Origin of the sequence: Streptomyces klenkii, assembly GCF_003626645.1 — a bacterium.
In the GTDB taxonomy this organism is placed as follows: Bacteria; Actinomycetota; Actinomycetes; order Streptomycetales; family Streptomycetaceae; genus Streptomyces; species Streptomyces klenkii.
In genome coordinates this window covers 589,495-615,146 of sequence record NZ_RBAM01000002.1, presented here as the reverse complement: position 1 = coordinate 615,146, position 25,652 = coordinate 589,495, and the positions used below count along the sequence as shown (strand labels likewise).

Here is a 25,652-nt window from a genome sequence, read left to right as displayed (position 1 = left end):
AGGGGCCGCGCCCCGGCCCGCGGCTCACTCCCGCGGCTCCACGCCCGCGCGCCGCAGCCCGTACGCGTAGGCGTCGTCGAGCGCCTGCCACGAGGCCGCGATGACGTTCTCGGCGACGCCGACCGTCGACCACTCGCCGCTCTCGTCGCTCGTGGAGACCAGGACCCGCGTGATCGACCCCGTGCCCCTGCTCCCCTCCAGGATGCGCACCTTGTAGTCGGTCAGCTTGAGCGCGGCCAGCTGCGGGTAGATGCGCTCCAGCGCCACGCGCAGCGCCCGGTCGAGCGCGTCGACGGGGCCGTTGCCCTCGGCGGTGGCGACGATGCGCTCCCCCTTGGCCCACAGCTTCACGGTGGCCTCGTTGGCGTGCGTGCCGTCCGGCCGGTCCTCGGCGATCGCCCGCCAGGACTCGATCCGGTAGTAGCGCCGGGCGCGCCCCTCGGCCTCCTCGCGCAGCAGCAGCTCGAAGGAGGCGTCGGCGGCCTCGTAGGTGTAGCCCGCGAGCTCGCGCTCCTTGACGCGCCCGACGACCCGGCCGATCAGCTCGCGGTCGCCGCCGAGGTCGACCCCGAGCTCCTTGCCCTTGAGCTCGATGGAGGCACGGCCGGCCATGTCGGAGACGAGCATGCGCATGGTGTTGCCGACCCGCTCCGGGTCGATGTGCTGGTACAGGTCCGGGTCGACCTTGATCGCGGAGGCGTGCAGCCCGGCCTTGTGCGCGAACGCCGAGACGCCCACGTAGGGCTGGTGCGTGGAGGGCGTGAGGTTGACGACCTCGGCGATGGCGTGCGAGATGCGCGTCATCTCGGCCAGGGCCCCGTGCGGCAGCACACGGCGGTCGTACTTGATCTCCAGGGCCGCCACGACAGGGAACAGGTTGGCGTTGCCGACGCGCTCGCCGTAGCCGTTGGCGGTGCACTGCACGTGCGTCGCGCCGGCGTCCACGGCGGCGAGGGTGTTGGCCACGGCGCAGCCGGTGTCGTCCTGCGCGTGGATGCCCAGGCGGGCGCCGGTCGCCTCGATGACCTCCCGCACCGTCGCGCCGACCTGCGCGGGCAGCATGCCGCCGTTGGTGTCGCACAGGACGACGACGTCGGCGCCCGCCTCGTACGCGGTGCGGACGACCTCGAGGGCGTAGTCCGGGTTGGCCCGGTGGCCGTCGAAGAAGTGCTCGCAGTCGACGAAGACGCGCCGGCCGTGCCCGCACAGGTACGCCACGGTGTCGCGCACCATGGCGAGGTTCTCGTCGAGGGTGGTGCGCAGGGCGAGCTCGACGTGCCGGTCGTGGGACTTGGCGACCAGGGTGATCACCGGGGCGCCGGAGTCGAGCAGGGCGGCGACCTGCGGGTCGTCCTCGGCCCGCACGCCGGCCTTGCGCGTGGCGCCGAAGGCCACGAGCTGCGCGTGGCGGAAGCCGATCTCCTCGCGGGCGCGCTGGAAGAACTCGGTGTCCCGGGGATTGGCGCCCGGCCAGCCGCCCTCGATGAAGCCGACGCCGAAGTCGTCCAGGTGCCGGGCGATGGTCAGCTTGTCCGCGACGGTGAGGCTGATGCCCTCGCGCTGCGCGCCGTCGCGCAGCGTGGTGTCGAAGACGTGGAAGCGGTCGTCGACGTGGGTGCGTTCGTCGGGGCCGTCGGTTGCGTCCGTCATGCTGCTCTGACTCCTGTGAGGATGTCGGTCTACCGGAATTACCCGTTCCACCGTCCCCATGCTTCCCTCGCCCTGCGTCTCCCGGCGCGGGTGGGCCGGAAAACACAAAAACCTCTCGCGGGTGCGAGAGGTCTGCGCGCGGGTCTGGGACGACGGTGTCCGCTCCGTACGGGTGGTACGGGAGCGGTCACTGCGGACCGGCGCGCCTGCTGCCAATAATCATGGCGAACGGGAGCATAGGTGCATCCTGGCACACGCCGGTTCCGCCGTGCGGGCGGGTCTCAGGATGCGGGCACCTTGCCCGCCTCCGCCGGGGCGCCCTCCGACGCGCCGCCGACGCGCTTGAGGTCGATGTCCCGCGTCTCCCGCATCGTCAGGTAGACGACCAGGGACACCGCGGCGCAGCCGGCCACGTACCAGTAGAAGCCCGACTCGATGCCGCCGTTCTTGAACCACAGGGCCACGTACTCGGCCGTGCCGCCGAAGAGCGCGTTGGCGATGGCGTACGGCAGGGCGACGCCCAGCGACCGGATGCCTGTCGGGAAGAGCTCGGCCTTCACGCACGCGTTGATGGAGGTGTAGCCGGTGACGACGACCAGGGCGAGCAGGGACAGGCCGAGCGCCGGCCAGAACGAGCCCGCGTGCCGGAGCAGGGTCATGATCGGCACGGTGAGGAAGGTGGAGCCCACCGCGAAGGTGATCAGCAGGGGGCGGCGGCCGATGCGGTCCGAGAGGGCGCCCGCGAGGGGCTGCAGGCAGGCGAAGACCAGCAGGGCGCAGAAGCTGACCAGGGTCGCGGTCTGCTTGGGCAGGCCCGCGCTGTTGGACAGGTACTTCGTCAGGTAGGTGGTGTACGTGTAGTACGCGAGGGTGCCGCCCATGGTGAGGGCGACGACGAGGAAGGCCTCGCGCTTGTGCCGCATGAGGGCCCGGATGGTGCCGCGCTCGTCGGCCTGCGCGGCGGCCTGCCCGGCGCTCTCCCCGGTGGGCTCCCCCGTGGCCTCCGTGTACGCCTCCGTCTCCAGCATGTTGCGGCGGAGGTAGAAGATGACGGCTGCGCCGAGCGCGCCCACGACGAACGGGATGCGCCAGCCCCAGCTGTGCAGCTCGCCGCTGGAGAGGGTGTGCTGGAGCACGATCTGGAGCCCCAGGCCGAGGATCTGGCCCGCCGTCATCGACACGTACTGGAAGCTGGAGGCGAAGCCGCGGCGGCCCGGCGCGGACGCCTCCGTGAGGTACGTGGCGCTGGCCGCGTACTCGCCGCCGACCGACAGGCCCTGGAGCAGGCGGGCGACGAGGAGGACGGCGACGCCGCCGTAGCCGGAGACCGCGTAGGTGGGCGCTACGGCGATGAGGACGGCCGAGGCGGACATCAGGGAGACGGTCAGCGTGAGGGCCGCCTTGCGGCCCTTGCGGTCACCGACCCGGCCGAGCAGCCAGCCGCCCACGGGGCGCATGAAGAAGCCGACGGCGAAGATGCCGGCGGTGTTCATCAGCTTCGCGGTGTCATTGCCTTCGGGGAAGAAGGAGCCGGCGAAGTACGTCGCGAACGACGCGTAGACGAACCAGTCGAACCACTCGACCATGTTGCCGGCCGAGCCGACCCAGATCTTCTTCCAGTGCTGTCCCATGGTGGATCACGGTGGCGGAACGGCAGGGGACGGACAAGGGTCCGGCCGGCAACGATCATGCGTACTTGCGTGCGTTGCGTTCACGGAAGCACTCATACATACGTATGCCCGCATCCATGGACGCGGGCATACGGACGTACGTCAGTCAGCGCGGGCTTCAGCTGCCCAGGGGGTGCATCCAGCCGTGGGTGTCCTCGGCGACGCCGGTCTGGATGTCGAGGAGCGCCTTGCGGAGCTTCATGGTGACCTCGCCCGGCTGCCCGTCGGCGACGGTCCAGCCGGCGCGCGCGGACTTCACGGAGCCGACCGGGGTGATGACGGCGGCGGTGCCGCAGGCGAAGACCTCGGTGAGGGTGCCGTCGGCGCAGCCGTTCTTCCAGTCGTCCACGGAGATGCGGCCCTCGGCGACCTCGTAGCCGAGGTCGGCGGCGATCGTCATCAGCGAGGCGCGGGTGATGCCCGGGAGGAGCGAGCCGGTCAGCTCGGGGGTGACGATCTTGTCTCCGTACACGAAGTACAGGTTCATGCCGCCCATTTCCTCGATCCAGCGGCGCTCGATGGCGTCCAGCCAGACGACCTGGTCGCAGCCGTGCTCCATGGCCTGGGCCTGGGCGACGAGGGAGGCGGCGTAGTTGCCGCCGGCCTTGGCGGCGCCGGTGCCGCCGGGGCACGCGCGCACGTACTCCTCGCTCAGCCACACCGAGACCGGCTTCACGCCGCCGGGGAAGTAGGCGCCGGCGGGCGAGGCGATGACCACGAACATGTACTCGTTGGCCGGGCGGACGCCGAGGCCGACCTCGGTGGCGAACATGAAGGGGCGCAGGTAGAGGGAGGCCTCGCCGGAGCCGGGCACCCACGCCTTGTCCTGCTTCACCAGCGCGTCGCACGCCTCGATGAAGGTCTCGACGGGCAGTTCGGGCATGGCGAGCCGGCGCGCGGACGCCTGGAGGCGCTTGGCGTTCTCCTCGGGCCGGAAGATCGCGACGGAGCCGTCGGGCTGGCGGTACGCCTTGGCGCCCTCGAAGATCGTCTGCGCGTAGTGCAGCGTCATGTTCGCCGGGTCGATCGACAGCGGCGCGTACGGAACGAGCTGGCCGTCGTGCCAGCCCCGGCCTTCCGTCCACTTGATCGTCACCATGTGGTCGGTGAAGTGGCGGCCGAAGCCGGGGCTGGCCAGGATCTGCTCCCGCTCCGCGTCCGACAGGGGGTGCGAAGAGGGCTTGAGCTCGATCGTGGGCGTCGTCATGAGTGCGTGTCCTTCACCGTTGTGTGTGTCGGACCGCGAGCTCGCCCCGTCCCTGACGGTGTCAGAGCATCCGAGCTTCCCCTCATGCCGCGGCCCCACGTTCGATTATCGCTCGTGGGGCCGTGGACGGAAAACGTGCGCGCGGCCCTGGATCGATGGTCGCATCCGGCCGCGCGCTGAGTCAGCGGCCGGGCGCTAGCCGGTTACCCGTAGGGCGAGGGCGTCGCCGGTCTCGTCCGTGGTGCGGGGCGCGGCCCCGTCCCGGGCGGCCAGGTCCTCGGCGACGGCCGCCTCGATGCGGGCGGCCTCGGCCTCGTAGCCGAGGTGGCGCAGCAGCAGGGCCACGGAGAGCACCGTGGCGGTGGGGTCGGCCTTGCCGGTGCCCGCGATGTCGGGCGCGGAGCCGTGGACCGGCTCGAACATGGAGGGGAACGCGCCGTCGGGGTTGATGTTGCCCGAGGCGGCGAGCCCGATGCCGCCGGTGACGGCCGCGGCGAGGTCCGTGAGGATGTCGCCGAAGAGGTTGTCGGTGACGATCACGTCGAACTGCCCGGGCCGGGTGACCATGAAGATGGTCGCCGCGTCCACGTGCAGGTAGTCGGTGGTGACCTCGGGGTACTCCCGGCCCACCCGGTCGAAGGTGCTCTTCCACAGCTGTCCGGCGTAGACGAGGACGTTGTTCTTGTGGACGAGCGTCAGCTTCTTGCGGGGGCGCGCCTGGGCCCGCTCGTAGGCGTCGCGCACCACGCGCTCCACGCCGAGGGCGGTGTTGACGCTGACCTCGGTGGCGACCTCGGCGGGGGTGCCGGTGCGCAGGGAGCCGCCGTTGCCGGTGTAGGGGCCTTCGGTGCCCTCGCGGACGACGACGAAGTCGATGTCCGGGCGCCCGGCGAGCGGGGTGGCCGTGTTCGGGAAGAGCTTCGAGGGCCGCAGGTTCACGTAGTGGTCGAAGGCGAACCGCAGCTTGAGCAGCAGGCCGCGCTCCAGCACGCCGGCGGGCACGGAGGGGTCGCCGATCGCCCCGAGCAGGATCGCGTCGTGGTTCTTGAGGGACGCGAGCTCGGCGTCGGGCAGGATCTCGCCGGTCGCGTGGTACCGCCGGGCGCCGAGGTCGTACTCCTCGGTCTCCAGCTTCACGTCCGACGGGAGGACCGCCGAGAGCACCTTGAGGCCCTGGGCCACGACTTCCCGGCCGATGCCGTCACCGGGGATCACTGCGAGGCGAATGCTGCGAGACATACCGGGACCGTACTCCCCCGTCCCGTTGGATGACACACCTTGTCCACGATACGGACACATGGTGAACCTGCCAGGTCACGTTCACCCAAAGTCCGCAACGAGGTTGCCGGTTCCTGGCACGTTGGTCGCCATGGACACACCACGCGTAGGCATCCCCGAACACCTCGCCGGCCGCATGACCATGGCGGAGCAGCACGCATACCTGCGGGCCCGGCTCGGCCGGCCGCTCACCCGGCGCGGGATGCTGCGCGCCGGGGCCGCGACGGCCGGGGCCGCCGCCGGCACGGGCCTGCTGGGCGGCCCCGTGCGCGCGTACGCCGACCCGGCGCCCTCCCCCGGGCCCTCGCCGGCGTCGTCCCCGGAGCTCCTCGTCTCCTCCGCCGCCTCTGCGGTCGACGGCAAGCACGTGGCGCCGTTCGGGCGGCACCTGGCCTTCGGCGCCGACCCGCGGACGCAGATGCGGATCTCCTGGCAGGTGCCGTTCGCGGTGAGACGGCCGTACGTCCGGGTGGGCCTCGCGCCGTGGGACCTCGGCCTCAAGCTGGAGGCAGAGGTGCGGACGCTGCACACGCCGCCGCTGTCGAAGAAGCTCCCCGCCGTCGACCAGGTGTACCTGCACGCCGCGCTCGACAACCTGCGCCCCGGGCAGACGTACTACTACGGCGTGGGGCACGACGGGTACGACCCCGCCGACCCGCGCCACTTCTCCGGCACCGGCACCTTCCGCACCGCGCCCGAGCGCCCGGAGAAGGGCGGCAAGGCCGAGAAGTTCACCTTCACCGCCTTCGGCGACCAGGGCGTCAGCTACCAGGCCCTCGCCAACGACCAGCTGATCCTCGGCCAGAACCCGGTGTTCCACCTGCACGCGGGCGACATCTGCTACGCCGACGACAGCGGCGCGGGGAAGCCCACGGACGTCTACGACGCCCGGGTGTGGGACCAGTTCCTCGCCCAGACCGAGTCCGTGGCGGCGTCCGTGCCGTGGATGGTCACCACCGGCAACCACGACATGGAGGCCTGGTACTCCCCCAACGGCTACGGCGGCCAGAGCGCCCGCTGGGCCCTCCCCCGCAACGGCTTCGACCCCGCGCACTCCCCGGGCGTCTACTCGTTCGTCTACGGCAACGTCGGCGTCGTCGCCCTGGACGCCAACGACCTCTCGTACGAGATCACCGCCAACACCGGCTACAGCGGGGGCGCGCAGACCGCGTGGCTCGACCGGCGGCTCGGCGAGCTGCGCCGCACGCGCGGGCTCGACTTCATCGTCGTCTTCTTCCACCACTGCGCGTTCTCCACGACGAAGGCGCACGCGTCGGACGGCGCGGTGCGGGAGACGTGGCTGCCGCTCTTCGAGAAGCACAAGGTCGACCTGGTCATCAACGGCCACAACCACATCTACGAGCGCACCGACGCGCTCCGCGGCACGCAGATAGGCCGGAAGGTCCCGATCGGCGGCACCGCCGACTCCACGCGCGACGGCATCGTCTACGTGACGGCCGGGGGCGCGGGGAAGTCGCTGTACGACTTCCCCGCGCCGGACAGCTACGAGGGCCATGTGAAGGACCTGGAGAGCGTGGAGAGCTACTTCTGGGAGAAGGGGCGCGTGAAGCACCCGGAGCAGGTGGAGTGGTCGCGGGTGCGCTACACCGGCTTCTCGTTCCTCGCGGTGGAGTCCGAGCCCGCCGCACGGGGCGGACGCCCGCGGCTGCGGGTGACCGCTCTCGCGGAGAACGGCGCGCGCATCGACCACTTCGACGTCGTCCGCCCCGCGCGGCGGGACTGAGGGCGGGTCCTGCCGGTCGCTCAGTGACCGTCTCAGTGGCCGGTGCCGCCGCCGTTGTCGCGGCGGTCCAGGGCCCGCTGGAGTGCGGCGGCGGCGTTCATCCGGTCGGTCTGGCGGTCGGTGCGGTCGGCCGTACGGGGCGTGCGGCGGGTCCTGCGGACGGCGGTGTCGGCCATGGGACGTCACTTCTCCTCTGCTGCCTGCGGGAGGGTGTGAAAGGAAGACACAAGGAAGGGTGGGAAGAGCGCCGGGGGAAGGGCGGGGGCCGCGGTGCCGCAGGGGTCGCCTGCGCTCGCGCACGGGGCCGCAACCGCTTGACGCTCGATGGAGCGCGCGTCCGGCTTCTTCCACGCTAAGACAGCTGTACCGCGCTGTCTGCACAAATACTCGGGCTTCCTACTATCTGAGACGGCGCGGCGACGCAGCAGGGCCGGAGCAGGAATGAGCGACAGAGCGGACCAGGAGAAGGCCCGGAGTGAGCCCGGAGCTGGGCTAGAGGGACCCCGCCGGTCCGCGGGCCCGCCCCGTGCGGCGAGAGTGTGCCCCATGAACGACCTGTACACGAGCGATGTCCTGCCGCGCGTCGTCCCGGTGGTCGCCGGCGTCCTCGGCGCGGCGGGCCTGGCGGTGGCCTGCCTCCCCGCGCGCATAGCGATGCGCCGGGAGCTGCGGCGCCGCTGGCTGACGTGGGCCGTGGCGGCCACTGTCTTCGTCGGCGCGCTGGCCCTGCGGGAGCTGGGCGCGACGGTGCTGGCGTGGCTGCTGGGGCTGATCGCGGTCGCCGAGTACGCCAGGCTGGTCCGCCTGGGGCGGGGCGAGCGGGCGGTGCTGGTCCTGGGGGCGCTCCTCCTGCCGCCGCCGGCCCTGCTGAAGGCGGTGGACCTGGCGGACCCGTTCGGCCTGCGGGCCCTCGCGCTGCTCACCGTCGCCTGCGTGCTGCCCGCGCTGCTGTCCGGGGACACCGCACGGGGCGGCGAGCGCGCGGCCCGTACGGCCTTCGGGATGCTGTGGATTCCCGTCGCGCTGACCGGACTTGTGGTACTGGAGGGCATTGCCCTCGCGGTCGTCGTGGCGACGGCCTTCGCCGGCGCGGGCGCGTGGTGCGGCGGCCTGCTCCTGAGCCGCCTCGGCGGCACCCTCGCCCGGCCGCTGTCGCCCCTGTCCCCCGGTAGGACGTGGGGAGGCGTCCTGGGCGCCGGCATGGGCGTGGCGGCGGGCCTGGAGGCGGCGGGCGCCTTCACGGTGACGCTGTGGGCCGCGGTCCTGGCCGGCTGCGTCCTCGGCGACCTCCTCACCGCCATGATCAAGCGGGAGGCGGGCGTCAAGAGCGCCGGCACGTGGCTGCCGGGCTTCGGCGGCCTCCTCGACCTCATCGGCCCCCTGCTCCTCGCCCTGCTGACGGCGATGGCGGTCAGCCTGTGACGACGGCGCCCCCGCCCGGCTGAGGCCGGGCGGGGGCGGAGTCACTGCTACGGGGCCGGGGTCAGCCCATGTGCGGGTAGCGGTAGTCGGTCGGCGGGACCAGGGTCTCCTTGATGGAGCGGGTCGAGACCCACCGCATCAGGTTGGAGGCCGCACCGGCCTTGTCGTTCGTGCCGGAGGCGCGGCCGCCGCCGAACGGCTGCTGGCCGACCACGGCGCCGGTCGACTTGTCGTTGATGTAGAAGTTGCCGGCGGCGAAGCGCAGCTTCTCCATCGCGTCGGCGACGGCGAAGCGGTCCTGGCCGATGACCGAGCCGGTCAGGGCGTACGCCGAGACGGACTCCATCTGGGCCAGCATCGCGTCGAAGTCGGCGTCCTCGTAGACGTGGACGGCGAGGATCGGGCCGAAGTACTCGGTCGTGAAGACCTCGTTCTCCGGGTCGGTGCACTCGATGACGGTCGGGCGGACGAAGTAGCCCACCGAGTCGTCGTACGTGCCGCCGGCGACGATGGTGCAGCTCGGGTCGGCCTTGGCGCGGTCGATGGCCGCCTTGTTCTTGGCGAACGAGCGGTCGTCGATGACGGCGCCGATGAAGTGCGACAGGTCGGTGACGTCACCCATGGTGATGCCGTCGACCTCGGCCGCGAACTCCTCCTTGAAGCCGTCCTCCCAGATGGAGCGGGGGACGTAGGCGCGGGAGGAGGCGGAGCACTTCTGGCCCTGGAACTCGAAGGAGCCGCGGGTCAGGGCGGTCTTCAGGATGGCGCGGTCGGCGCTCGGGTGGGCGACGACGAAGTCCTTGCCGCCGGTCTCGCCGACCAGGCGCGGGTAGGACTTGTACTTCTCGATGTTGTTGCCGACCGTCTTCCACAGGTACTGGAAGGTCTTGGTCGAGCCGGTGAAGTGGATGCCCGCCAGCTCGGGGTGGTTCAGGGCCACCTCGGAGACGGCGATGCCGTCACCGGTCACCAGGTTGATGACGCCCTTGGGCAGACCGGCCTCCTCCAGGAGCTGCATGAGCAGCACGGCGGCGTGGGTCTGGGTGGGGGACGGCTTCCAGACGACCACGTTGCCCATGAGGGCGGGGGCGGTCGGCAGGTTGCCGGCGATGGCGGTGAAGTTGAAGGGCGTGATCGCGTAGACGAAGCCCTCGAGCGGGCGGTGGTCGCTGCGGTTCCACACGCCGGCGGAGTTGGCGACCGGCTGCTCGGCGAGGATCTGGCGCGCGAAGTGCACGTTGAAGCGCCAGAAGTCGACGAGCTCGCAGGGGGTGTCGATCTCGGCCTGCTGGGCGGTCTTGGACTGGCCCAGCATGGTGGAGGCGGCCAGCGTCTCGCGCCAGGGGCCGGCGAGCAGCTCGGCGGCGCGCAGGATGATCGCGGCGCGGTCGTCGAAGGACATGGCGCGCCAGGCCGGGGCGGCGGCGAGCGCGGCGTCGACGGCGTCCTGGGCGTCCTGCGTCGTGGCGTTGTTGAAGGTGCCGAGGACGGCGGCGTGGTTGTGCGGCTGGACGACCTTGAACGGCTCGCCGCCGCCCATGCGCTTCTCGCCGCCGATGGTCATCGGCAGGTCGATCGGGTTCGCCGCCAGCTCCTTGAGCTTGGCCTCCAGGCGGGCGCGCTCGGCGCTGCCGGGGGCGTAGCCGTGGACCGGCTCGTTGACCGGGGCGGGGACCTGGGTCACTGCGTCCATGGGTTCCGTGTCTCCTTGGGGGCTCTGCGGGGGGTGTGGGGGGGGCGGCTCAGCCCTTGGTGAGGATGGAGCGGGCGAAGAAGAGCAGGTTGGCGGGCTTCTCGGCCAGGCGCCGCATGAAGTAGCCGTACCAGTCGGTTCCGTACGCGGTGTACACGCGCATCCGGTGGCCTTCGGCGGCCAGGCGGACGTGCTCCTCGCTGCGGATGCCGTACAGCATCTGGAACTCGTACTCGTCCAGCTTGCGGCCGGCCTGCCGGGCAAGCTCCTGTGTGATGGCGATCAGACGCGGGTCGTGCGAGCCGATCATCGGGTAGCCCTCACCCGCCATGAGGATCTTGACGATGCGGACGAACGCCTTGTCGATCTCTGCCTTGTCCTGATGTGCGACGGAGGCGGGCTCCTTGTACGCACCCTTCACGATACGCACACGGCTTCCGGCCGCGGCCAGGCGGCGGGCGTCGTCCTCGGTGCGGAAGAGGTACGCCTGGATGACGCAGCCGGTCTGCGGGAAGTCCTTCCGCAGCTCCTCGTGGATGGCGAACATCGAGTCGAGGGTCGTGTGGTCCTCCGCGTCCAGCGTAACCGTGGTGCCGATGGCGGCGGCGGCCTCGACGACGGGGCGGACGTTGGCGAGGGCGAGCTCGTGGCCGCCCTCCAGCGCCTGGCCGAACATGGAGAGCTTGACGGACATCTCGGCGCGCTCGCCCAGGCCGAGCTCCTTGAGGCGGCCGACGAGCTCCAGGTAGGCGTCGCGGGCGGCGTGGGACTGCTCGACGGTGGTGATGTCCTCGCCCACCACGTCGAGGGTGACCTCGAGGCCCTTGGCCGCGGCGTCCTTCACGATCGGAATGACCTGGTCGACGGTCTCCCCCGCGATGAAGCGGTCGACGACCTGCTTGGTGCCCGGGGCGGCCGACACGAAACGGCGCATTTTGTCGCTGCGCGAAGCAGCGAGGATCACGGGACCCAGCACGGGGCACCTCCACGATGACGGTCGTCCCCACAGGGGGAAACGGCATAAGTAACTCATCGTGAAAACTAGAGATCACCTCGATCGTGAGCCATCGACAGCTGTCACGCATCCGTGGCCCGGATCTCAGACACATGTATGACAATGGTGACCTGCACATAGAACCTTGGGTCGATTTCGGGACAATTTGCGAACCCAAAGTGTCCGAAGGCCGCGTCCGGCGTGGACCGGGCGGGCCCGCACGGAGCGGGGAAGGAGCGTGGCGGGGCCATGCGCGGTGACTATCAGCACCTCGTCGACGAGATATCGGCGGCGCTCGGCGCCCCGGCGACGCTGGAGGACCGGGACTTCGTCCTGATCGCGTTCGGCGCGCACGGCGGCGACGACGACCTCGACGCGATGATGGACCCGGTGCGGACCCGCTCGATCCTCCAGCGCCGCTCGACGGCGGCCGTCCGGGCGTGGTTCGAGGCGTTCGGCATCGCGCGGGCGCAGTCGCCGCTGCGGATCCCGCCGGACCCGGCGGCGGGGGTGTTCAAGGGCCGCATCTGCCTGCCCGTGCGCCACCGCGGCGTGGTGCACGGCTACGTGTGGCTGCTGGACGACGAGCAGCTGGCGGGCCTGGACCTGGCCGTCCCGTACGCGGATCCGCGGCTGGCCCAGGCCATGGAGACGGCGGCCCGGATCGGCGAGCTGCTGGCCGCCGAGGCGCGGGCCGGCGCGGAGCTGGGCGAGCTGCTGCGGGAGGTCCTGGCGGGGCGGCCCGCGGGGCGCGACGCCGCGGCCGCCGCGCTGCGGGAGGCGATGGGCCAGGCGGCGGACGGACCCCTGGGGCTGGTCGCGGTGGCGCCGTGGGCGCTGGGCGACGGCGAGCACGGGGAGGGCGATCCGGGCGCGCCCGACGGGGTCGGCTCCGCGCTGGCGGGGCAGTCGGGGGTGGCCGCGCTGTGCGCCGTCCCGGACCTTCACCCGGAGGGGCCGGCGGCGCTGGCCGCGCTGGTCCGGCTGCGGACGGCGACGGCGGTCGCCCCGGCCCGTGCGGCGGCGGAGCGGCTGCTGCGCTCCCCGCGCGCGGGGGCGGGCGCGCGGCGCGGCACGGCCGGGCTGGCCGCCCCGCGCCGCGGCCTGGCGGAGCTGCCCGAGGCCTGGCGCGAGGCGCTGGCGGCGGCCCGCGCCGCGGCTGCGGAGCCGCGCCTGGGGCCGGTGGCGGAGTGGGGTGACATCGGCCCGTACCGCGTGCTGGCCGCCCTGCCGGCCGGGGCCGCGGCGGACACCTCCGTGCGCCCCCTGCTGGCCCCGGCCCACGCGGAACTGGCCCGCACGGCGGAGGTGTTCCTCGACTGCGCGGGCCAGGCGGGCCGCACGGCCGCCGCCCTGGGCATCCACCGGCAGACGCTGTACTACCGCCTGGCGCGCGTGGAGCAGCTCACCGGCCTGGACCTGGACGAGGGCGAGGGCCGGCTGCTCCTGCACATGGCCCTGAAGGCGTCCCGCCTGTAGCGGCCCGCCCCGCGCCGCCGCCCTCCTCGACTGCTAGGCCTCCTCCACGGTGATGGCCTGTACGGGGCAGGCCCGGGCGGCCTCCTTGAGCAGCGGGTCGCCCGCGCCGTCCTCGCGGCCGGAGCGCACGACGCCGAAGCCGTCGTCGTCCTGGTCGAAGACGGACGGCGCGGTGAGGGCGCACTGCCCGGAGCCGATGCAGACGTCGGAGTCGATGGAGACGCGGAGGGCACTCATAGCGGGTTCCGTTCTGTCGTCGTCGCCGGTCACCAGGCGACGGGCAGGGCGAAGACGCCTTGCAGGGTGTCACCGGGCTTCACGGGCACCTCGTCGGGAGCAACGGCGAGGTGCAGGTCCGGGATACGGGTGAAGAGCGTGCCGAGGGCGATCTCCATCTCCGCGCGGGCCAGGTTCTGCCCCAGGCACTGGTGGACGCCGTAGCCGAAGGCGACGTGGTGGCGGGCCGAGCGGCTGACGTCGAGGCCGTCGGGTCCGGGGTAGACGGCGGCATCGCGGTTGACGAGCGAAGTGCTGATCATGATGCCGTCGCCCGCGCGCACGGTGTGCCCGGCGATCTCGATGTCCTCCGTGGCGACCCGCACGAGGCCGTCGGCGATGGACAGGAAGCGCATCAGCTCCTCCACGGCGGTGGGCATGAGGGAGGGGTCGGCGCGCAGGGCCGCGAGCTGCTCGGGGTGTTCGAGGAGCGTGTACACGCCGAGCGCGATCATGTTGGACGTGGTCTCGTGGCCGGCGACGAGCAACAGCAGCGCTGTCATGACCAGTTCGTCGCGGTCGATCTGACCGTCGCCGAGGCGCTCCGCGACGAGCTCGTCCAGCAGCCCCTCGCCGGGCTCGGCCTCCTTGCGGGCCACGAGGCGGTGGAGGTACTCGCGCAGTTCGTCGCGCGCGGCGACGGCCTCCGCGGAGGTCGGTGCGCTCACCAGCCGCCGGGAGCACCCCTCGAAGTAGTCGTGGTCGGCGTAGGGGACGCCCAGCAGGTTACAGATCACCATGGACGGTACGGGCAGGGAGTACGCGGAGACGAGTTCGGCGCTGTTGCCCTTGGCGAGCATGGTGTCGATGAGGCCGTCGACGACGAGCTGGATGCGGGGCCGCAGGGCGTTGGCGTGCTTGACGGTGAAACGCGGGATCAGCATGCGGCGCTGGCGGGCGTGTTCGGGGTCGTCCACGCCGAGCAGCGGGAGCACCACGGACGCCTGGTCCTCGGCGCGCGGGGCGATGACGGGGAAGGCCGGATTCCGGCGGTCGGACGAGACGCTGGGGGTCGCGAGCAGAGCGCGGGCCTCGGCGTGGCCGGTCACCAGCCACACCACGTGGCCGTCGTACAGGGTGACGTGCGTCAGCGGGCCGCGGGCGGCCAGGTCCTGGTAGCCCGCGGGCGGCTGGTAGGGGCAGGAGCGGTTGCTGGGGAAGGAGGGGGCCGAAGTGCTGGTGGACTGGGTCCCGGTGTCGGTCATGTGCTTCCTTCCAGGCGTTCGGACTGTTGTCCTCTACATCCGGTTCACCCAGTCCAAGCCCGTTTCACGCTGCGGGCTACGAGCATTCCGGCCATATTCCGCCACAACGCCCGACACCTATCGCACCTTGTACACGGCCGCACCTTGGCCGCGACTTCCCCCGGTCCCCCGGCTCACCCGGCCGGCTCACCCCTCGCGGAACACGTCCAGCAGGCGAGTGAAGCTGTCGCCCCCGTGTCCGCGCTCCACGCCGCGCCGGAAGACCTCCAGGACGGCGGCGGGCAGGACGGTGCCGACCCCCGAGCCCTCGGCCGTGTGGAGGACGTGCTCGACGCTCGCGACGCCCATGGCGAGCTTGTCGACGTCGCCCTCGTGGTTGCCGGCGTCGATGCGCGGGGCGTAGAACGCGAGGAAGCCCGGGAGCGAGGCCATCGTGGACTGCGCGTACGGCAGGAACTCCTGCGCCGTGATGCCGTTCGCGCCGGCGACCGCGGTGGCGTGCACGTAGCTGAGCATCGCGGTCCAGAACATGTCCATCTGGATCTGGTAGTACAGCGCGGCCAGGCCGGGGTCGGTGCCGCGGTAGTCGGCGCCGGTGAGCACCTTCAGCGCGGCCTCGTGCGCCTCGAAGACCTCCTTGGGGCCGCTGTAGAAGGTGGACGACTCCGGCTTGCCGATGCCGGACGGCGGCACCTGCACGCCGCCCGTGAGGTGTTCGGCCCCGTGCCCGGCGGCCCAGGCGGCGGCCTCGCGGGCCCGCTCCGGGGTGTCCGAGCTCAGGTTCACCAGGACCCGGCCGCGCAGAGCGCCCGCGGCGGGCTCCAGGATCGCGTACACCGCGTCGTAGTCGGTCAGGCTGAGGATCACCAGCTCGTTCGCGGCCAGCGCCTCCTCGGCGGACTCCGCGCGGCGCGCGCCCCGTGCGACGAGGGCGGCGGCCTTGGCCGCGGTGCGGTTCCAGACCGTCACCTCGTAGCCGGCGTCGAGGTACGCCCCCGCCATGGCCTGCCCCATGGGGCCGAGGCCGATGACGGTCACCGCCTCCTTGTGCGCCGCCTCGTTCACTGCCTTGTTGTTCGCTGCCTTGTTCGCGGGAACCACGAGATCCACACCCCTCTAGAACGAACGCTCTATCTAGTGACGGGATCAACGTAGCACGCTTCTAGAACGAACGCTCTACCTATATTCTCGGGAAGATGAAGACCACCCCGGAGCAGTCGGAGCAGCGCGACGGAACAGCCACAGGCCCCGGCGCCGGCCTCGGCACGCGCGAGCGGATCGTCCGCGCGACCGCACGGCTGATGCAGCGTCAGGGCTACGAGGGCACGGGGATCAAGCAGATCTCCCGGGAGGCGGAGGCGACGCTCGGGTCGGTCTACCACTTCTTCCCGGGCGGCAAGCAGGAGCTGGCCACCGAGGCGATCCGGCACGGCGACCGGGAGTTCGCCGAGATGCTCCGCAGGGCGCTGGAGAGCCGGCCCGACCCGGCCGAGGCGGTGCTCGCCGTCGCGAAGGACGTCGCCGCCGAACTCCGCGCCTCCGACTGGCTGGACGGCTGTCCCGTCACGGCCACGTCCCTGGGGACCGCCGCGCACGCCCCGGACATCCGGCTGGCGGCGTCCGAGGCGTTCGAGCGCTGGCGGGGCCTCGTGCGCGACAAGCTGCTCGCGTGCGGCTTCGGCGCGCAGGACGCCCTGGAGCTCGCGCACACGGTGATCAACACGCTGGAGGGCGCCGAGTTCACGGCCCAGGTCGCCCGGGACGAGGAGCCCCTGCTGATCGCGGGGCGCCATCTGGCGCGCCTGATCGACTCCTACCGCTGAGCCCGGCGCGGGGCGGGCTCAGCGGGGGCCGCCGTCAGCGGCCCGTCCCCTCCTGCTCGTTCAGCACCGTGCCCGCGAGCGCCCGCCGGGCACCCTCGACGATTTCCTTGCCGGTCGGCGCCGCCGCGGGGTCGATGAGCCACTGCATCCACAGCCCGACGAACAGGGCGTGATAGAAGGCACCCGCCGTGCGGGTCGCCTCGGGGCCGACCTCACTGTCGTCGACGCCCTCGAAGAGCGCCACCATGCCCTCGCGCCCGTGGGACTGCACCGCGGCGAACTTCTCCCTGAGCTCGGCGTTCTTCACCAGCTGGCCGATCACCTCCATCTGCACCGACCAGTACGCGCGGTCGTTCGCGAAGCTCGCGGACACGCGGTCGAGCGTGGCGGCGAGGCGCTCCTCGCGCGGCGCGTCCGGATCCGCGGCGGAGGCGATGACGGGCGCCGCGCCGTCGGCCCACTCCACGGTCAGCTGGAGGAACGCCTCCATCATGAGCGCGTCCTTCGAACCGTAGTGGTAGCCGATGGAGGCGAGGTTGGCCCCCGAGGCCGCCACGATGTCGCGCGCCGTGGTGCGGGTCCAGCCCTTGTCGAGCAGGCAGCGCTTGGCGCCTTCGAGCAGATCTTCGCGATGTCCCATGGTGGCAGCGTAGCCCGTAGCCATACGTATGTCCCAGACGCTCGTCTCATACGCACGTACGTACATGACGCTCGTTTTATACAAGCGTCATAGACAACCGTTTAAGACGCGCGTACAGTCCTGCCCATGACGACCACTCCGGCGACTCCGCCCACCACCCGCGTCCTCGCGGGACGCAAGGAATGGACGGCCTTCGTCGTCCTCCTGCTGCCCCTCCTCCTGGTCTCGATGGACGTCTCCGTCCTCTTCTTCGCCATGCCGGCCATCAGCCGGGACCTGGAGCCGACCGGCACCCAGCAGCTGTGGATCTTCGACAGCTACGCCTTCGCCCTCGCCGGTCTCCTGATCACGATGGGGTCGCTGGGCGACCGGATCGGCCGCCGCAAGCTGCTGCTGGGCGGGGCGCTCGCCTTCGGCGCCGCGTCGGTCGCCGCCGCGTACGCGCAGAGCGCGGAGATGCTGATAGCCGCGCGCGCCGTGCTGGGTCTGGGCGGGGCCACCCTGATGCCCTCGACCATGGCGCTCGTGCGCAACCTGTTCCACGACGAGCAGCAGCGCAGCAAGGCCATCGGCATCTGGTCCGGGGCGATGGCGGGCGGCATCGCGCTCGGCTCGGTCCTCGGCGGGCTGCTGCTGGACCACTTCTGGTGGGGCTCGGCGTTCCTCGTCAACGTGCCCGCGATGGTGCTGCTGCTGGTGCTGGTGCCGCTGCTCGTCCCGGAGTTCAAGGACCCCGCCCCGGGCCGCTTCGACTTCCTGAGCGTGCCGCTGTCCATGGGTTCCGTCGTCCCCGTCATCTACGGGATCAAGGAGATCGCGGCCGACGGGTTCGCACTCGCTCCCGCCGCGTGCGTGGCCGTGGGCCTGCTCCTCGGCGTCGCGTTCGTCCGGCGCCAGCGCACGCGCCGGGACGCGATGATCAGCCGTGAGCTGTTCCGGCACCGTGTGTTCGGGGCGGGCGTCGGCATCAACACCCTCGCCACGTTCGGCATGATGGGCTCCGCGTACTTCAGCACGCAGTACCTCCAGTCGGTGCTCGGCAAGGGCCCGCTCGAGGCGGCGCTGTGGGGCGCGGTCCCCTCGGTCGCGGTCGGCTTCGCGGCGCCGCTCGCCGCCATGGCCGGGCAGAAGTTCCCCAAGGCGTACGTCATGGCCGCCGGTTTCGTCGTCGCCGCCGCCGGCTACGGGCTCCTCACCTGCGCCGGCACGGACTCCCTCGCCCTGACGCTGACGGGGGCGGCGGTCATCGCCTGCGGCATCGTCGCGGTCATGGCCCTGGTCTCCGACATGGCGCTCAGCGCCACCCCGCCCGAGAAGGCCGGCAGCGCGGCCTCCGTGCTGGAGACCGGCCAGGAGCTCGGCGGCGCGCTGGGCATGGCGCTGTTCGGCAGCGTGGGCGTCGCCGTCTACCGCCGCGACATGACCGACGAGCTCCCCGCGAACCTGCCGCACGGGGCGCTGGACGCGGCCCGCGAGACGCTCGGCGGCGCGGCGGAGGTCGCGGCCCGGCTGCCGGGCCGGGCGGGCGAGTACGTCCTCACCGCCTCCCGCGAGGCCTTCACGCACGGCATGAACATCGCCGCGGTGGGCGGCGCGACGGCGCTCCTCCTGTCCGCGGTGATCACGGTGGCGGCGCTACGCCGCCGGTGACGAGCGGACGCGACGCGGCGAAGACCGGCGGTGCCGAACAGCCTCGGGGAGGCTGGGCACCGCCGGTCACCGACGTTGTGGCATCTCGCCGTTGCGGCGGGAAGAGGGGCCGGGGCCCCAGGCCCCACGCAGGCGCCAGCGACGTTTCTCCCGCCCCGGCGGCGGTGCCCAACGGCCTCAGCGAAGCTCGGCACCGCCGGTCACCGACGTTGTGGTGTTTCGCCGTTGCGGCGGGAAGAGGGGGCCAGGACTTCAACGGAGGCGCCGTGACACTTCTTCCGCCGCGACGGCGAGCAACCCGAACGGCGAAGACCGGCGGTGCCCAACAGCCTCAGGGAGGCTCGGCGCCGCCGGTCACCGGCGTTGTGGCGTTTCAGTGGGGACCCGGGCCCCATGCAAGCGCCGGCCGCACCACCGTTACGGTTCCGCGGGGCGCTGTTCTATGTACGTGTGTACGCCGTCCAGCAGGCGGGCCAGGCCGAAGGTGAAGAAGGGGTCGAGGTCGGGGGTGGCGGGGCCGTCGGTCAGGCTTACGGCTACGCCGCGCACGTAGCTCGCGACCGTCGCCGCGATGCGGGGCACCGCTCCCGGCTCCAGGCCCTGCCGGAGGGCCGGGGACACGGCCCATTCCATGAGGCCGGCGGCGGCCGCGGGGAGCACGGTCCTGGCCAGCCAGGGGTGGCGCCGGTAGAGGGACCACTGGTGCCGGGCGACCGCCTCCAGGCGGCCGCGCCAGCCGGCCGGGGCACTGCCGGAGAGGCCGGCCTCGGCGAAGACCGCGTCCGCCATCAGGGCGACGAGGTCGTCCTTGCCCGGCACGTGCCGGTACAACGCCATGGTGGGGACGCGGAGTTCGGCGGCGAGGGCGCGCATGGACAAGGCGGCGCCGCCGCGGGCGTCCGCCAGCGCGACGGCGGTCCGCACGATGCGGTCCCGGGTGAGCGGGCGCGTCCCGTTCACCCGGCCGGGCGGCGGCCCCGTGCGGGCCCCGGGCGCACCACCCGGGGCGGCCGCCACGACGGTGCCGACGCCCGGTACGGCCCGCACGAGGCCCTCCGCGCGGAGCACCGACAGCACCTTCCCGGCCGTGGACGCCGTGATCCCCCACTCCTGTGCGATCTGCCGGACGGAGGGGACCTTCTCGCCCGTACGGATCTCGCCGGAGGCGATACGGGCGCGGAGCTCGGCGGCGATCCGGCGGTACGGGGCGGGCGCCGCGGCCGCGGGCTGTTCCAGTACACCCATAGCCGGAAGGTTAAGAGAGCCACGGGGCACCGCGAAAGCGCATGAGGCCCCGCATGAGGCCCGGCATGAGGCCCGCACGGGGCCCGACCGCATGAGGCCCGGCCACCCCCCGCACGGGGGGCAGCCGGGCCTCATCCGCATCCGCGCGCACCCAACCGGTGCGCACACGCGTCAGTCCGTCAGGTTCACCGCGCGCGCCGACGCCGCGCCGATCTCCTCGGCGATCTCCGCCAGCACGGTCGGCGGGACCGACTCGTCGACCGTGAGGGCGACGAGCGCCTCGCCGCCCTCCGTGGCGCGGGAGACCTGCATGCCGGCGATGTTGATGCCGGCCTCGCCGAGGATGCGGCCGAGCGTGCCGACGACGCCGGGGCGGTCGCCGTAGCGGAAGAACGCCATGTGGTCGGCGAGCGCGAGGTCCACGTCGTGGTCGCCCACGGCGACGATCTTCTGCTGGTTCTTCGGGCCGGCCAGCGTGCCCGAGATGGAGACCTCGTCGCCCCCGGCGAGCGTGCCCCGCACGGTCACCACATTGCGGTGCTCGGTCGACTCGGAGCTCGTGGTCAGCCGCACCTCGACGCCGCGCTCCTGCGCGAACAGCGGGGCGTTGACGTAGGAGACCGTCTCGTCGACGACGTCCTCGAAGACGCCCTTGAGGGCGGACAGCTCCAGGACCTTGACGTCGTACTGGGTGAGCTCGCCGTAGACCTCGACGTCGAGCCGGACGGCGACCTCGCCGGCCAGGGCCGTGAAGATCCGGCCGAGCTTCTCGGCCAGCGGCAGGGCCGGCTTGACGTCCTCGGCGATGACGCCGCCCTGGACGTTGACCGCGTCCGGCACGAGCTCGCCGGCGAGGGCGAGCCGCACGGAGCGGGCGACGGCGATGCCGGCCTTCTCCTGGGCCTCGCCCGTGGAGGCGCCGAGGTGCGGGGTGGCCACCACGTTGTCGAACTCGAAGAGCGGGGAGTCGGTGCACGGCTCCGAGGCGTAGACGTCGAGGCCGGCGCCCGCGACGCGGCCCTCCTTGAGGGCGGAGGCGAGCGCCGCCTCGTCCACGATGCCGCCGCGCGCGGCGTTGACGATGCGGACGCTCGGCTTGACCTTGTGGAGGGCCTCGTCGCCGATGAGGCCGAGCGTCTCGGGCGTCTTGGGCAGGTGGACGGTGATGAAGTCCGCGACCTCCAGCAGCTCGTCGAGCGTGAGGAGCTTGACGCCCATCTGGGCGGCGCGCGCGGGCTGGACGTACGGGTCGTAGGCGACGACCTTCATGCCGAAGGCGGACATCCGCTGGGCGACGAGCACGCCGATCCGGCCGAGGCCGACGACGCCGAGGGTCTTCTCGGAGAGCTCGACGCCGGTGTACTTGGAGCGCTTCCACTCGCCGTTCTTCAGCGCGGAGTTGGCCTGCGGGATGTTGCGCGCGGTGGCGATGAGCAGGCCGCAGGCGAGCTCGGCGGCGGTGACGATGTTGGAGGTCGGGGCGTTGACGACCATCACGCCGGCCTTGGTGGCGGCGGAGACGTCCACGTTGTCCAGGCCGACGCCGGCGCGGGCGACGACGCGCAGCTTGCCGGCGGCGGCGATGGCCTCGGCGTCGACCTTGGTGGCGCTGCGGACCAGGATGGCGTCGACGTCGGCGACGGCGGGCAGGAGCTCCGCCCGGTCGGCGCCGTTGCAGTGGCGGATCTCGAAGTCGGGGCCGAGGGCGTCGACGGTGGCCGGGGAGAGCTCCTCGGCGATCAGGACGACGGGTTTACGGGGCGAAGCAGTGCTCACGGGTTCCTCACTGGTCCTTGGCGGACGGCCGTCCCGACGGCCGAAGGCGGTGAAGGGGGCAGGCAGCCGCGTGGAAGACGCACGACGCTGTGAGCCTGGTACGCGCTTGTTGGTGTGCAGTGTATCGGCGCTCGTCGCGGGCTCGCGCGAGCTTCGCCCGCAATCACCGGGCGGGGCCGGGCGGAACGGGGCGAGGGGGCGCGCGGGCGCCGGGCGGGCCTGGTGACGGCCCGCCCGGCGCCCGGGGACGAAGGAGCCGGCCGTCCTGCCGGCCACTCCTTGGAGGAGGCGGTTACGCCTTGTCGTCCATCCAGCTCATCAGCTTGCGCAGCTTCTTGCCCGTGGTCTCCAGCAGGTGGTCCTCGTCGGCCTTCTTGTACTCGTTGTACTTGGGCAGGCCGGCCTGGTACTCCTTCATCCAGTTGTTGGCGAAGGTGCCGTCCTGGATCTCGCCGAGGACCTTCTTCATCTCGGCCTTGGTGCCGTCGTTGACGATGCGCGGGCCGGTGACGTAGTCGCCCCACTCGGCGGTCTCGGAGATCGACCAGCGCATCTTCTCCAGGCCGCCCTCGTACATGAGGTCCACGATGAGCTTGAGCTCGTGGAGGCACTCGAAGTACGCGATCTCCGGCTGGTAGCCGGCCTCGACCAGCGTCTCGAAGCCGGCCTTCACCAGCGCCGAGGCACCGCCGCACAGGACGGCCTGCTCGCCGAAGAGGTCGGTCTCGGTCTCCTCGGTGAAGGTGGTCTTGATGACGCCGGCGCGGGTGCCGCCGATGGCCTTGGCGTAGGAGAGGGCGAGCTGGAAGGCGCTGCCGGAGGCGTCCTGCTCGACGGCCGCGATGCACGGGACGCCGCGGCCCTCCTCGTACTGGCGGCGCACGAGGTGGCCCGGGCCCTTGGGGGCGACCATGCAGACGTCGACGCCGGCCGGGGGCTTGATGAAGCCGAAGCGGATGTTGAAGCCGTGGCCGAAGAACAGCGCGTCGCCGTCCTTGAGGTGCTCCTTGACGGACTCCTCGTAGACCTTGGCCTGGATCGGGTCCGGGACGAGGATCATGATGAGGTCGGCCTCGGCCGCGGCCTCGGCGGGGGTGACGACGCGCAGCCCCTGCTCCTCGGCCTTCTGCTTGGACTTGGAGCCCTCGTGCAGGCCCACGCGGACGTCGACGCCCGAGTCGCGCAGGGACAGCGCGTGGGCGTGGCCCTGGCTGCCGTAGCCGAGGACCGCGACCTTGCGGCCCTGGATGATGGACAGGTCGGCGTCGTTGTCGTAGAAGAGCTCGGCAGCCACGTTGGGGTATCTCCTTGTTTCCGGTTGTCCGGTGGTGCGTCCCACCGTATGACGGGCGGGCGGGGAAAAGATTTCAGGTCTCGGTATACGGATGAACTGATTCCGGCCGGATCCGGCCGATCGGGACGGAAGGGCCGTCAGGCGGCCGGTCAGGCCGAGCGGTCCAGCGCGCGCAGGCTGCGGTCCGTGATGGACCGCGCGCCGCGCCCTATGGCGATCGTCCCGGACTGCACGAGCTCCTTGATGCCGAACGGCTCCAGCATCTTGAGCATGGCGCCGAGCTTGTCGCTGCCGCCGGTGGCCTCGATGGTGACGGCCTCCGGGGAGACGTCGACGGTCTTGGCGCGGAACAGCTGGACGATCTCGACGATCTGCGAGCGGGTCTCGTTGTCGGCGCGGACCTTCACCAGGACGAGCTCGCGGTGGATCGCCTGGCTGTCCTCCAGCTCGACGATCTTCAGCACGTTGACGAGCTTGTTGAGCTGCTTGGTGACCTGCTCCAGCGGCAGCGACTCGACGTTGACGACGATGGTGATGCGGGAGATGTCCGGGTGCTCGGTCACGCCGACGGCGAGGGAGTCGATGTTGAAGCCGCGGCGGGCGAACAGGGCGGCGATCCGGGTGAGGATGCCGGGGGTGTTCTCCACCAGGACGGAGAGCGTGTGCTTGGTCATCTGCTCGTTCTCTCTCTTCTCGCTTCTCGCGGTCCCTCAGTCGTCCACGCTGTCGCCGAAGTCCGGGCGGACTCCGCGCGCGGCGAGGATCTCGTCGTTGGAGGTGCCGGCGGCGACCATCGGCCAGACCATGGCGTCCTGGTGGACGATGAAGTCGACGACGACCGGCCGGTCGTTGATGGCGTTGGCCTGCTGGATGACGGCGTCCAGGTCCTCCGGGCGCTCGCAGCGCAGGCCCACGCAGCCCATGGCCTCCGACAGCTTGACGAAGTCCGGGACGCGGGTGCCGGCGCAGGCCTCGGTGCCGTCCGCCTCCGGGCCCGAGTGGAGCACGGTGTTGGAGTAGCGCTGGTTGTAGAACAGGGTCTGCCACTGGCGGACCATGCCCAGGGCACCGTTGTTGATGATGGCGATCTTGACGGGGATGTTGTTGAGGGCGCAGGTGACCAGTTCCTGATTGGTCATCTGGAAGCAGCCGTCGCCGTCGATGGCCCAGACGGTGCGGTCGGGCAGGCCGGCCTTGGCGCCCATCGCGGCGGGCACCGCGTAGCCCATCGTCCCGGCGCCGCCGGAGTTGAGCCAGGTGGCGGGCTGCTCGTAGCCGATGAAGTGCGCGGCCCACATCTGGTGCTGGCCGACGCCGGCGGCGTAGATGGTGTCCTTCGGGGCGAGCTGCCCGATGCGCTGGATGACCTGCTGGGGGGCGAGGCTGCCGTCGGCGGGCTGGTCGTAGCCGAGCGGGTAGGTGTCGCGCCAGCGGTCGAGGTCCTGCCACCAGGCGGCGTAGCGCTCGCGGGCGGCCTCGCCGCTGCGGCCCTCGGCGAGCTCGGCCTGGAGGGCGACGATCAGGTCGGCGATGACCTCGCGGGCGTCGCCGACGATCGGCACGTCGGCGGCGCGGTTCTTGCCGATCTCGGCGGGGTCGATGTCGGCGTGGACGACCTTGGCGTACGGGGCGAAGGAGTCCAGCTTGCCGGTGACGCGGTCGTCGAAGCGGGCGCCGAGGGCGACGATCAGGTCGGACTTCTGGAGCGCGGTGACGGCGGCGACCGAGCCGTGCATGCCGGGCATGCCCAGGTGCTGGGGGTGGCTGTCGGGGAAGGCGCCCAGGGCCATCAGGGTGGTGGTGACGGGGGCGCCGGTCAGCTCGGCGAGGACCTTCAGCTCGGCGGTGGCGCGGGCCTTGAGGACGCCGCCGCCGACGTAGAGCACGGGGCGGGCGGCCTGGCTGATCAGCTTGGCGGCCTCGCGGATCTGCTTGGAGTGCGGCTTGGTCACCGGGCGGTAGCCGGGCAGGTCGGTGTGCGGCGGCCAGGTGAAGGTGGTCTGCGCCTGGAGGGCGTCCTTGGCGATGTCCACGAGGACGGGGCCGGGGCGGCCGGTGGAGGCGACGTGAAAGGCCTCGGCGATGGTGCGGGGGATCTCGGCGGGGTCGGTGACCAGCCAGTTGTGCTTGGTGATCGGCATGGTGATGCCGCAGATGTCCGCCTCCTGGAAGGCGTCCGTGCCGATCGACTTGGAGGCGACCTGGCCGGTGATGGCGACGAGCGGGACGGAGTCCATGTGGGCGTCGGCGATGGGCGTGACGAGGTTGGTGGCGCCGGGGCCGGAGGTGGCCATGCAGACCCCGACCTTGCCGGTGGCCTGGGCGTATCCAGTGGCGGCGTGGCCCGCGCCCTGCTCGTGGCGGACGAGGACGTGGCGCACCTTCGAGGAGTCCATCATCGGGTCGTAGGCGGGGAGGATCGCTCCGCCCGGGATCCCGAACACGATCTCCGCCCCGACCTCCTCCAGCGAGCGGATGAGGGACTGCGCGCCCGTGACGTGCTCGACGGTGGCGGGCTGCTGCGCCGCGCTACGGGCCCGCGGCTGCGGATGGTGGGCTCCGGTGGCCTGCTCGGTCATCGACATTCTCTTCTCGAAGGATTCGAC

At 71.9% G+C, this 25,652-nt stretch carries 21 protein-coding genes; 5 read left to right on the top strand and 16 right to left on the bottom strand.

Annotated features, from left to right (window positions below):
• Positions 1–24 precede the first annotated feature (24 nt).
• The 4 genes from cimA to D7231_RS06070 all read right to left on the bottom strand — a co-directional run bounded on the left by cimA (position 25) and on the right by D7231_RS06070 (position 5,766).
• Positions 25–1,650: a citramalate synthase gene (gene cimA, locus D7231_RS06085; RefSeq protein WP_120753876.1), complete on the bottom strand. Its 1,626-nt coding sequence runs from the start codon at positions 1,648–1,650 to the stop codon at positions 25–27.
• Between the two features lie 281 nt (positions 1,651–1,931).
• Positions 1,932–3,281, bottom strand: a complete 1,350-nt coding sequence (locus tag D7231_RS06080) for an MFS transporter (RefSeq protein WP_120753875.1) — start codon at positions 3,279–3,281, stop codon at positions 1,932–1,934.
• A 157-nt stretch (positions 3,282–3,438) separates the two neighbouring features.
• Positions 3,439–4,527 carry a branched-chain amino acid aminotransferase gene (locus tag D7231_RS06075; RefSeq protein WP_120753874.1) on the bottom strand — a complete coding sequence of 363 codons (1,089 nt, stop codon included), beginning with the start codon at positions 4,525–4,527 and terminating at the stop codon, positions 3,439–3,441.
• A 195-nt stretch (positions 4,528–4,722) separates the two neighbouring features.
• Complete coding sequence (locus tag D7231_RS06070; protein ID WP_120753873.1) at positions 4,723–5,766, bottom strand: 3-isopropylmalate dehydrogenase; 1,044 nt, start codon at positions 5,764–5,766, stop codon at positions 4,723–4,725.
• 130 nt (positions 5,767–5,896) lie between these two features.
• Between D7231_RS06070 and D7231_RS06065 the strand changes: the two genes are divergently transcribed.
• Positions 5,897–7,549: a purple acid phosphatase family protein gene (locus D7231_RS06065; RefSeq protein WP_120753872.1), complete on the top strand. Its 1,653-nt coding sequence runs from the start codon at positions 5,897–5,899 to the stop codon at positions 7,547–7,549.
• 32 nt (positions 7,550–7,581) lie between these two features.
• On the opposite strand, the gene D7231_RS36940 is transcribed toward D7231_RS06065, so the two are convergent.
• Entirely contained in the window at positions 7,582–7,725 is a 144-nt protein-coding gene (locus D7231_RS36940) for a hypothetical protein (protein ID WP_194960410.1), read from the bottom strand.
• Between the two features lie 370 nt (positions 7,726–8,095).
• On the opposite strand from D7231_RS36940, the gene D7231_RS06060 reads away from it, so the two are divergent.
• On the top strand, positions 8,096–8,971 hold the full coding sequence (locus D7231_RS06060; protein WP_120753871.1) for a phosphatidate cytidylyltransferase: 876 nt from the start codon (positions 8,096–8,098) through the stop codon (positions 8,969–8,971).
• Positions 8,972–9,032: 61 nt separating this feature from the next.
• Here the strand turns inward: D7231_RS06060 and pruA are convergent, their stop codons facing one another.
• Both pruA and D7231_RS06050 read right to left on the bottom strand, forming a co-directional pair.
• Positions 9,033–10,664 carry an L-glutamate gamma-semialdehyde dehydrogenase gene (pruA, locus tag D7231_RS06055; RefSeq protein WP_120753870.1) on the bottom strand — a complete coding sequence of 544 codons (1,632 nt, stop codon included), beginning with the start codon at positions 10,662–10,664 and terminating at the stop codon, positions 9,033–9,035.
• 49 nt (positions 10,665–10,713) lie between these two features.
• The gene (locus D7231_RS06050; RefSeq protein ID WP_120753869.1) at positions 10,714–11,640 is read right to left on the bottom strand and encodes a proline dehydrogenase family protein; all 927 of its coding nucleotides are present in this window, start codon (positions 11,638–11,640) and stop codon (positions 10,714–10,716) included.
• Between the two features lie 267 nt (positions 11,641–11,907).
• Here D7231_RS06050 and D7231_RS06045 point away from each other — a divergent pair, with 267 nt between their 5' ends.
• On the top strand, positions 11,908–13,137 hold the full coding sequence (locus D7231_RS06045) for a PucR family transcriptional regulator (RefSeq protein WP_120753868.1): 1,230 nt from the start codon (positions 11,908–11,910) through the stop codon (positions 13,135–13,137).
• A 33-nt stretch (positions 13,138–13,170) separates the two neighbouring features.
• On the opposite strand, the gene D7231_RS06040 is transcribed toward D7231_RS06045, so the two are convergent.
• The 3 genes from D7231_RS06040 to D7231_RS06030 form a co-directional block, all read right to left on the bottom strand.
• Positions 13,171–13,374, bottom strand: coding sequence for a ferredoxin (locus D7231_RS06040; protein WP_120753867.1), 204 nt, complete (start codon positions 13,372–13,374; stop codon positions 13,171–13,173).
• A gap of 29 nt (positions 13,375–13,403) precedes the next feature.
• On the bottom strand, positions 13,404–14,618 hold the full coding sequence (locus tag D7231_RS06035) for a cytochrome P450 (RefSeq protein ID WP_120753866.1): 1,215 nt from the start codon (positions 14,616–14,618) through the stop codon (positions 13,404–13,406).
• Between the two features lie 186 nt (positions 14,619–14,804).
• Positions 14,805–15,683, bottom strand: a complete 879-nt coding sequence (locus D7231_RS06030) for an NAD(P)-dependent oxidoreductase (RefSeq protein ID WP_199739319.1) — start codon at positions 15,681–15,683, stop codon at positions 14,805–14,807.
• Between the two features lie 131 nt (positions 15,684–15,814).
• Here D7231_RS06030 and D7231_RS06025 point away from each other — a divergent pair, with 131 nt between their 5' ends.
• Positions 15,815–16,441: a TetR/AcrR family transcriptional regulator gene (locus tag D7231_RS06025; RefSeq protein WP_120753865.1), complete on the top strand. Its 627-nt coding sequence runs from the start codon at positions 15,815–15,817 to the stop codon at positions 16,439–16,441.
• Between the two features lie 34 nt (positions 16,442–16,475).
• Here the strand turns inward: D7231_RS06025 and D7231_RS06020 are convergent, their stop codons facing one another.
• Positions 16,476–17,081, bottom strand: coding sequence for a TetR/AcrR family transcriptional regulator (locus tag D7231_RS06020; protein WP_120754019.1), 606 nt, complete (start codon positions 17,079–17,081; stop codon positions 16,476–16,478).
• Between the two features lie 126 nt (positions 17,082–17,207).
• On the opposite strand from D7231_RS06020, the gene D7231_RS06015 reads away from it, so the two are divergent.
• Entirely contained in the window at positions 17,208–18,731 is a 1,524-nt protein-coding gene (locus tag D7231_RS06015) for an MFS transporter (RefSeq protein WP_120753864.1), read from the top strand.
• Between the two features lie 417 nt (positions 18,732–19,148).
• Here D7231_RS06015 and D7231_RS06010 read toward each other — a convergent pair whose 3' ends face one another.
• The 5 genes from D7231_RS06010 to D7231_RS05990 all read right to left on the bottom strand — a co-directional run bounded on the left by D7231_RS06010 (position 19,149) and on the right by D7231_RS05990 (position 25,631).
• Entirely contained in the window at positions 19,149–19,976 is an 828-nt protein-coding gene (locus tag D7231_RS06010; RefSeq protein ID WP_120753863.1) for a GntR family transcriptional regulator, read from the bottom strand.
• A 171-nt stretch (positions 19,977–20,147) separates the two neighbouring features.
• On the bottom strand, positions 20,148–21,752 hold the full coding sequence (gene serA / locus D7231_RS06005; protein ID WP_120753862.1) for a phosphoglycerate dehydrogenase: 1,605 nt from the start codon (positions 21,750–21,752) through the stop codon (positions 20,148–20,150).
• A 292-nt stretch (positions 21,753–22,044) separates the two neighbouring features.
• On the bottom strand, positions 22,045–23,046 hold the full coding sequence (ilvC, locus tag D7231_RS06000) for a ketol-acid reductoisomerase (RefSeq protein ID WP_120753861.1): 1,002 nt from the start codon (positions 23,044–23,046) through the stop codon (positions 22,045–22,047).
• 149 nt (positions 23,047–23,195) lie between these two features.
• Complete coding sequence (gene ilvN / locus D7231_RS05995; RefSeq protein WP_030368133.1) at positions 23,196–23,720, bottom strand: acetolactate synthase small subunit; 525 nt, start codon at positions 23,718–23,720, stop codon at positions 23,196–23,198.
• Positions 23,721–23,756: 36 nt separating this feature from the next.
• On the bottom strand, positions 23,757–25,631 hold the full coding sequence (locus tag D7231_RS05990) for an acetolactate synthase large subunit (protein ID WP_120753860.1): 1,875 nt from the start codon (positions 25,629–25,631) through the stop codon (positions 23,757–23,759).
• Positions 25,632–25,652: the final 21 nt, after the last annotated feature.

Excerpts from the sequence above, each read along its gene's own strand:
- cimA (WP_120753876.1), bottom strand. The coding sequence starts at position 1,650 with ATGACGGACGCAACCGACGGCCCCGACGAACGCACCCACGTCGACGAC.
- D7231_RS06060 (WP_120753871.1), top strand. The coding sequence starts at position 8,096 with ATGAACGACCTGTACACGAGCGATGTCCTGCCGCGCGTCGTCCCGGTG.
- D7231_RS05990 (WP_120753860.1), bottom strand. The coding sequence starts at position 25,631 with ATGTCGATGACCGAGCAGGCCACCGGAGCCCACCATCCGCAGCCGCGG.
- D7231_RS06035 (WP_120753866.1), bottom strand. The coding sequence starts at position 14,618 with ATGACCGACACCGGGACCCAGTCCACCAGCACTTCGGCCCCCTCCTTC.
- D7231_RS06070 (WP_120753873.1), bottom strand. The coding sequence starts at position 5,766 with ATGTCTCGCAGCATTCGCCTCGCAGTGATCCCCGGTGACGGCATCGGC.
- D7231_RS06010 (WP_120753863.1), bottom strand. The coding sequence starts at position 19,976 with ATGGGTGTACTGGAACAGCCCGCGGCCGCGGCGCCCGCCCCGTACCGC.
- D7231_RS06065 (WP_120753872.1), top strand. The coding sequence starts at position 5,897 with ATGGACACACCACGCGTAGGCATCCCCGAACACCTCGCCGGCCGCATG.
- ilvN (WP_030368133.1), bottom strand. The coding sequence starts at position 23,720 with ATGACCAAGCACACGCTCTCCGTCCTGGTGGAGAACACCCCCGGCATC.
- D7231_RS06025 (WP_120753865.1), top strand. The coding sequence starts at position 15,815 with ATGAAGACCACCCCGGAGCAGTCGGAGCAGCGCGACGGAACAGCCACA.
- D7231_RS06020 (WP_120754019.1), bottom strand. The coding sequence starts at position 17,081 with ATGGGACATCGCGAAGATCTGCTCGAAGGCGCCAAGCGCTGCCTGCTC.
- D7231_RS06080 (WP_120753875.1), bottom strand. The coding sequence starts at position 3,281 with ATGGGACAGCACTGGAAGAAGATCTGGGTCGGCTCGGCCGGCAACATG.
- D7231_RS06045 (WP_120753868.1), top strand. The coding sequence starts at position 11,908 with ATGCGCGGTGACTATCAGCACCTCGTCGACGAGATATCGGCGGCGCTC.
- D7231_RS06075 (WP_120753874.1), bottom strand. The coding sequence starts at position 4,527 with ATGACGACGCCCACGATCGAGCTCAAGCCCTCTTCGCACCCCCTGTCG.
- D7231_RS36940 (WP_194960410.1), bottom strand. The coding sequence starts at position 7,725 with ATGGCCGACACCGCCGTCCGCAGGACCCGCCGCACGCCCCGTACGGCC.
- D7231_RS06040 (WP_120753867.1), bottom strand. The coding sequence starts at position 13,374 with ATGAGTGCCCTCCGCGTCTCCATCGACTCCGACGTCTGCATCGGCTCC.
- pruA (WP_120753870.1), bottom strand. The coding sequence starts at position 10,664 with ATGGACGCAGTGACCCAGGTCCCCGCCCCGGTCAACGAGCCGGTCCAC.
- D7231_RS06015 (WP_120753864.1), top strand. The coding sequence starts at position 17,208 with ATGACGACCACTCCGGCGACTCCGCCCACCACCCGCGTCCTCGCGGGA.